This window comes from Chryseobacterium sp. MP_3.2, from assembly GCF_035984805.1.
Classification (GTDB): domain Bacteria; phylum Bacteroidota; class Bacteroidia; order Flavobacteriales; family Weeksellaceae; genus Kaistella.
Map to the genome: position 1 here is coordinate 1 of NZ_JAXCHW010000019.1, position 5,985 is coordinate 5,985.

The following is a 5,985-nucleotide window of genomic DNA, read 5'->3' on the forward strand; positions in this document are numbered from 1 at the left end:
TGTGTTTTTTGTTTGGTATTTAGTTAGTAGAAGTTGGATTTATTGCGATTAGACTGCAGATTGATATTAAAAGAGGTTAAAATGAGTAATGTGGATAAGTTTGTTTGAGTTAATATTGGATTATGTTTCAGATGTTTAGGGGTTGAATTATTCACAATTGGTAATTTTCTTCAAAAAAAGTTTGTGGGAGTGGAATAGTTTAGCATATCTTTGCACCACTCTAAAACAGGGTAGCGAAGTAGATGTAAGGGGATAATTAGAGAATGAGGATAGATGAAAGTTTATCACATTTTTTCAAAAAAACTCTTGCGGATTAAAATTAAGTTTCTATCTTTGCAATCCCAAATCGAGAGAAACGGGGAGCGAAGTTGAACGGATTAAGTGTGGTGAGAAGAAGAGATTAGGGGTTAAAAAAAACTTTTAAAATTTATTCAAAAACATTTGGTCAATTAGAAATAAGTTTATACTTTTGCACTCGCTAATCAGAACCAACGACAGAAAGAGTTTCTGATAATACAGCGAGAAGAATAGAGATCATTGACATAACATATACAACCAAAAAAGTAAGGAAAACTAAGGCGATAAATAACTTTGAGTGAGTCAGACAAACATACAATGGAGAGTTTGATCCTGGCTCAGGATGAACGCTAGCGGGAGGCCTAACACATGCAAGCCGAGCGGTATTTCTTCTTCGGAAGAGAGAGAGCGGCGTACGGGTGCGTAACACGTGTGCAACCTACCTTTATCTGGGGGATAGCCTTTCGAAAGAGAGATTAATACCCCATAATATATTGATTGGCATCAATTAATATTGAAAACTCCGGTGGATAGAGATGGGCACGCGCAAGATTAGATAGTTGGTGAGGTAACGGCTCACCAAGTCAATGATCTTTAGGGGTCCTGAGAGGGAGATCCCCCACACTGGTACTGAGACACGGACCAGACTCCTACGGGAGGCAGCAGTGAGGAATATTGGACAATGGGTGAAAGCCTGATCCAGCCATCCCGCGTGAAGGATGACGGTCCTATGGATTGTAAACTTCTTTTGTATAGGGATAAACCTAGATACGTGTATCTAGCTGAAGGTACTATACGAATAAGCACCGGCTAACTCCGTGCCAGCAGCCGCGGTAATACGGAGGGTGCAAGCGTTATCCGGATTTATTGGGTTTAAAGGGTCCGTAGGCGGACCGATAAGTCAGTGGTGAAATCTCATAGCTTAACTATGAAACTGCCATTGATACTGTCGGTCTTGAGTAAATTTGAAGTGGCTGGAATAAGTAGTGTAGCGGTGAAATGCATAGATATTACTTAGAACACCAATTGCGAAGGCAGGTCACTAAGATTTAACTGACGCTGAGGGACGAAAGCGTGGGTAGCGAACAGGATTAGATACCCTGGTAGTCCACGCCGTAAACGATGCTAACTCGTTTTTGGGGCGCAAGCCTCAGAGACCAAGCGAAAGTGATAAGTTAGCCACCTGGGGAGTACGTTCGCAAGAATGAAACTCAAAGGAATTGACGGGGGCCCGCACAAGCGGTGGATTATGTGGTTTAATTCGATGATACGCGAGGAACCTTACCAAGACTTAAATGGGAAATGACAGGTTTAGAAATAGACCCTTCTTCGGACATTTTTCAAGGTGCTGCATGGTTGTCGTCAGCTCGTGCCGTGAGGTGTTAGGTTAAGTCCTGCAACGAGCGCAACCCCTGTCACTAGTTGCTAACATTAAGTTGAGGACTCTAGTGAGACTGCCTACGCAAGTAGAGAGGAAGGTGGGGATGACGTCAAATCATCACGGCCCTTACGTCTTGGGCCACACACGTAATACAATGGCCGGTACAGAGGGCAGCTACACAGCGATGTGATGCGAATCTCGAAAGCCGGTCTCAGTTCGGATTGGAGTCTGCAACTCGACTCTATGAAGCTGGAATCGCTAGTAATCGCGCATCAGCCATGGCGCGGTGAATACGTTCCCGGGCCTTGTACACACCGCCCGTCAAGCCATGGAAGTCTGGGGTACCTGAAGTCGGTGACCGTAAAAGGAGCTGCCTAGGGTAAAACAGGTAACTAGGGCTAAGTCGTAACAAGGTAGCCGTACCGGAAGGTGCGGCTGGAACATCTCATTTTTGAGACTCTTCGTTAGGAGAGTATAAACAAACAAAACGATACGCAAGTATCATTGTCTTATTCAAAGTTAGCTTTAGTTTTTTTTTCTTGGTTGTTATATTTAAAAAATACCCACTAGAATTAGTATAAGGGAAGAGATACAAGAGGCAAGCGCCAGAGCATTAGATTATTATGATCTTTTATCTAGCATCTTGAATCTGTAAGTCTAAAAAGACAGTCTCGTAGCTCAGCTGGTTAGAGCGCTACACTGATAATGTAGAGGTCGGCAGTTCGAGCCTGCCCGAGACTACTAATAAAAAGACGGGAAGATAAAAGAGCCAAGAGGCAAGACTTTAAAATCTTGTGTCTAGCATTTTAAATCTGAGAGTCTAAACTAGAGGGGAATTAGCTCAGTTGGCTAGAGCGCCTGCCTTGCACGCAGGAGGTCAAGGGTTCGACTCCCTTATTCTCCACAAAGTTGTAGCAATACAACAAGAACAGAAGATATTTAAGAAAATTACGATTAGAATGATGCCAAATGGGGCAGAGATTACTGAGCAATCAGTTTATTTAGAGGTTCGAGACCTTATAATTCACAGTTTTGAAGGACTAATTTAAAAGTTACGGATGGAGCCAAAAACACATCTGTTCATTAGTTTTTCAAGAAGAACAAAGATCATTGACATTAACGATAAGAACATCACAAAGAGAAAACCGCGCACTTTCGAGTGCCGAGTTTAAATAAAACTAGTTTAACACGGTTGTGTTAGACAAAAAATACTGAACTAATATATTATTAGGAAAGAAATCGTTAAGGGCGTATGGCGGATGCCTAGGCTTTCAGAGGCGAAGAAGGACGCGGTAAGCTGCGAAAAGCTGCGGGGATCGGCACACACGAATTGATCCGCAGATGTCCGAATGGGGCAACCCGGCTGGTTGAAGACCAGTCACTCTAAATTTATTTAGAGAGCAAACCCGGAGAACTGAAACATCTAAGTACCCGGAGGAAAAGAAATCGAAGAGATTCCGTAAGTAGCGGCGAGCGAAAGCGGATTAGCCCAAAAGTCTTTATATGTTTAGAAGAATGTTCTGGAAAGAACAGCCATAGAGGGTGATAGCCCCGTATTTGAAAGGCATACATAGATGATAAATGAGTAGGGCGGGACACGTGAAATCCTGTCTGAATATGGGGGGACCATCCTCCAAGGCTAAATACTCCTGAAAGACCGATAGTGAACAAGTACTGTGAAGGAAAGGTGAAAAGCACTTCGAATAGAAGGGTGAAAGAGAACCTGAAACCGTACGCCTACAAGCGGTCGGAGCCCACAAGTTGGGTGACGGCGTGCCTTTTGCATAATGAGCCTACGAGTTAATTTTACTAGCGAGCTTAAGTACTTCAGGTACGGAGGCGGAGCGAAAGCGAGTCTGAATAGGGCGCTTAGTTAGTAGGATTAGACGCGAAACCTTGTGATCTACCCATGGGCAGGTTGAAGCTTTGGTAACACAAAGTGGAGGACCGAACCGGTTGACGTTGAAAAGTCTTCGGATGACTTGTGGGTAGGGGTGAAAGGCCAATCAAACTGGGAGATAGCTCGTACTCCCCGAAATGCATTTAGGTGCAGCGTTGCGACAAGTTTATTAGAGGTAGAGCTACTGATTGGATGCGGGGGAGTCAAATCCTACCAATTCCTGACAAACTCCGAATGCTAATAAATGTTTCGCAGCAGTGAGGGCATGGGTGCTAAGGTCCATGTCCGAGAGGGAAAGAACCCGGACCAACAGCTAAGGTCCCCAAATCTATACTAAGTTGAAATAACGCGGTTGAACTGCATTGACAGCTAGGATGTTGGCTTGGAAGCAGCCATTCATTTAAAGAGTGCGTAACAGCTCACTAGTCGAGCGGTTCGGCATGGATAATAATCGGGCATAAGTATAGTACCGAAGCTATGGATTTATAATTTTTGAATTATATCTGGTAGGGGAGCATTCTGTTTGCACAGAAGCGAGATCGTGAGATTTCGTGGAGCGGACAGAAAAGAAAATGTAGGCATAAGTAACGATAAAGCGGGCGAGAAACCCGCTCACCGAAAGAATAAGGTTTCCTCAGCCATGCTAATCAGCTGAGGGTTAGTCGGGACCTAACGCGAACCCGAAAGGGGAAGTGGATGGACAATGGGTTAATATTCCCATACTTGCTCACACTAAAAAGGGGACGGAGTGCCGTACTTACTGGAGACTGACGGAATAGTCAAGACCTAGCCTTCGGGCGAAGTTGTTGTAGGGAAAGTGCTTCCAAGAAAAGCCGAAGTGAAGCAACTCGTACCAAAACCGACACAGGTATTCGAGGAGAGAATCCTAAGGTGCTAGAGTGAATCATGGTTAAGGAACTAGGCAAAATAGTCTCGTAACTTCGGAAGAAGGGACGCCAATAGCAATATTGGCCTCAGTAAAGAGGCCCAGGCGACTGTTTATCAAAAACACAGGACTCTGCTAAATCGAAAGATAATGTATAGGGTCTGACACCTGCCCGGTGCTGGAAGGTTAAGGAAGGTTGTTAGCAGCAATGCGAAGCAATTAACTGAAGCCCCAGTAAACGGCGGCCGTAACTATAACGGTCCTAAGGTAGCGAAATTCCTTGTCGGGTAAGTTCCGACCTGCACGAATGGTGTAACGATCTGGGCACTGTCTCAACCATGAGCTCTGTGAAATTGTAGTCTCGGTGAAGATGCCGAGTACCCGCAATGGGACGAAAAGACCCTGTGAACCTTTACTATAACTTCGTATTGACTTTGAATAAACAATGTGTAGGATAGGTGGGAGGCTTTGAAGCTGGCACGCTAGTGTCGGTGGAGCCAACGTTGAAATACCACCCTTTGTTTATTTGGAGCCTAACTTCTCAAAAGGAAGGACATTGCGTGGTGGGTAGTTTGACTGGGGTGGTCGCCTCCAAAAGAGTAACGGAGGCTTTCAAAGGTACCCTCAGCACGCTTGGTAACCGTGCGTAGAGTGTAATGGCATAAGGGTGCTTGACTGTGAGACCTACAAGTCGATCAGGTGCGAAAGCAGGACATAGTGATCCGGTGGTTCCGTATGGAAGGGCCATCGCTCATAGGATAAAAGGTACTCCGGGGATAACAGGCTAGTCTCCCCCAAGAGCTCATATCGACGGGGAGGTTCGGCACCTCGATGTCGGCTCGTCACATCCTGGGGCTGGAGAAGGTCCCAAGGGTTGGGCTGTTCGCCCATTAAAGTGGCACGCGAGCTGGGTTCAGAACGTCGTGAGACAGTTCGGTCTCTATCTATTGCGGGCGTTAGATGTTTGAGAGGGCTTGAATCTAGTACGAGAGGACCGATTTGAACAAACCTCTGGTGTATCAGTTGTTCCGCCAGGAGCACCGCTGAGTAGCTACGTTTGGTAAGGATAAGCACTGAAAGCATATAAGTGCGAAACCTGCCTCAAGATGAGACATCTTTTAAGGGTCGTTGGAGATGACAACGTTGATAGGCTATAGATGTAAAGGCAGCAATGTCATAGTCGAGTAGTACTAATTACCCGTAGATTTATTGCCTAATTATGGTACTCGATCGTGCAATACGGTCTTCTCTTTGTGAACGTTTTTATCGATTTTTTAGTAAGACTAAAAGATAATAGACAGATAGATAATAGACTTTAAAATCTGTCATCTTTGCGCTATTAATCTATTATCTACTAAAATTAAATATACTGTACATCCTTTTGTACAAAACCAACTTTAGGGTGGTTTTAGCAGAGGGGCTCACCTGTTCCCATTCCGAACACAGAAGTTAAGCCCTCTAGCGCCGATGGTACTGCTAACGCGGGAGAGTAGGTCGCCGCCAGTTTTTTTTAAAACCTCA

2 tRNA genes and 3 rRNA genes are annotated in these 5,985 nt (G+C 44.9%); all 5 read left to right on the forward strand.

Annotated elements, in window-relative coordinates:
* The first annotated feature begins 612 nt into the window (after window positions 1–612).
* Window positions 613–2,129: ribosomal RNA gene (locus RCH13_RS13870) — 16S ribosomal RNA — on the forward strand.
* 216 nt (window positions 2,130–2,345) lie between these two features.
* A tRNA-Ile gene (locus RCH13_RS13875) sits at window positions 2,346–2,419 on the forward strand.
* Between the two features lie 89 nt (window positions 2,420–2,508).
* Window positions 2,509–2,582 (forward strand) — tRNA-Ala (locus tag RCH13_RS13880).
* Window positions 2,583–2,910: 328 nt separating this feature from the next.
* Window positions 2,911–5,678: ribosomal RNA gene (locus RCH13_RS13885) — 23S ribosomal RNA — on the forward strand.
* A 184-nt stretch (window positions 5,679–5,862) separates the two neighbouring features.
* A 5S ribosomal RNA gene (gene rrf / locus RCH13_RS13890) occupies window positions 5,863–5,970 on the forward strand.
* The 16S, 23S and 5S rRNA genes sit together here with 2 tRNA genes alongside, the layout of an rRNA operon.
* Window positions 5,971–5,985 lie beyond the last annotated feature (15 nt).